The following is a 1,661-nucleotide window of genomic DNA, read 5'->3' on the forward strand; positions in this document are numbered from 1 at the left end:
TTGATCTGTGTCAGTGGTGGGTGGGTTGTGGGGTGGCTTCGTGGGTGTGTTCTTGGCTGGGTTGTGGGGTGGGTTGTTGGGTGAGTTGGCGGGTGAGTTCGAGGCGGCGGATCTTCATGGTGGCGGTGCGGGGGAGTTCGTTGAGGCGGCGTTGGACGGGGGTGAGGAGGGTGGGGTGGTTGGTGACGGCGGTGTTCCAGCGGTCGAGGTCGAGGGGTTTGTCGTCGCGGGTGCAGACGACGGGGACGGGTTGCTGGTCGGGGCCGGGGACGATGACGAGTTCGGTGAGTTCTTCGAGCTTGTTCAGGACTTCGTCTTCGATCTCGAGGGTGGAGTCGATGCCGGGGATGACGTCGACTTCGCGGTCGAGGAGGTGCAGGCAGCCCCATTTGGTGCGGTAGCCGACGTCCCCGCCGCGCCACCACTGTCCGATGACCTGAGCCTGGAAGCGTTCGGGTTCGCCGTGGTAGGTGAGTGCGCGTCCGGCGGTGGCGACGTCGATGTAGCCGGGGGTCTCCTTGGACGGCCTGGCCGCGCCCCGCGGGACGAGCCGGTATTTGGTCATGAAGGGTGTGGGGTAGCCCTGGCAGCGTCCGTCGGCCTTCAAGGCGTTGCGGCGGCGGTAGGTGCGGGCGGCGAGGGGGCCGCATTCGCTCTGGCCGTAGACCTGGAGGAAGACGGGGCTGCGGCGGTCGGAGGCATGGAGGAACTTGTGCATGGTGCTGGGGTGGATCGCGTCGAAGGTGCTGTTGAAGTACTTCACGTTCGAGATCGGCCTGCGCGGGTCCTCCAGCATCTGTTCCCATTCCAGGAACGAGTTGGGGTGGGTCTCCAGGACGCCGGGGCGGTGGCGTACGAGGATGTCGGCGACATGCGCGGGATCACCGTCGTTCATGAACACCATCGGCATGCCCCGCATCTGCAGCACCGCGAGCCCCAGATACATCCGTGAATGCACATACGACACGTGCATGGCGACGGTCTCGCGTTTACGGATGAAGGAGACCACCTTGTCCTGCCAGTTCCCCCGCGCCCCCAGGGAACGTGCCGAGTGCACGACCAGTTTCGGGATCCCGGTCGTTCCCGAGGTGTGGGTCATCAGGGCGGGCTCGTCGGCGTCCAGGAGTACCGGCCGGCGCCGCGGCGCCCCGGCCAGGGAAGCGAACGACACCGCCCCGGGATGTGTACCGGTGACGGTGACGACCCGCTCGGTCAGCTCCTGAAGCGGCAGAGCAGCCAGCGAACCCGACAGCTTCACCTCATCGGTCAGCAGCGTCGGCCGCTGCAGCCGCTCCAGCAGCTTCCCGATACTCTCCCCGTCCAGATGCGGCGACAGCATCACCGGCACCGCACCGATCCGCGCCGCACCACACGCCAGCACCGTGATATCGAAATTCGACACCTTGTGCACCGCGACATGATCCGCCGGCCGCACCCCCGCCGCCCACAACCGGTCAGCAGTCTCGGCCACATACCCGGCGAACTCCGCAACCGTCAACGTCCGCCCCGCCTCAGGAAACACCCCCATATCATGATCCAGCATGATCGGAGTACTCCCGAACCGCACAGCAGCCCGCTCCGAAACCACCCCCAAATACAGAACCTTCTTACTCCTGGGAATCTTGTACATCAGACCACATCCTCGTGATAACTCGCGCACG

General features: G+C 65.6%; 1 protein-coding gene. It reads right to left on the reverse strand.

Features of this window, described 5'->3' with window-relative positions; genetic code table 11:
- Window positions 1-10 precede the first annotated feature (10 nt).
- Entirely contained in the window at window positions 11-1,630 is a 1,620-nt protein-coding gene (locus tag NGF19_RS30325) for a class I adenylate-forming enzyme family protein (RefSeq protein WP_252429136.1), read from the reverse strand.
- Window positions 1,631-1,661: the final 31 nt, after the last annotated feature.

This window comes from Streptomyces macrolidinus (assembly GCF_023887685.1).
Lineage (GTDB): Bacteria > Actinomycetota > Actinomycetes > Streptomycetales > Streptomycetaceae > Streptomyces > Streptomyces macrolidinus.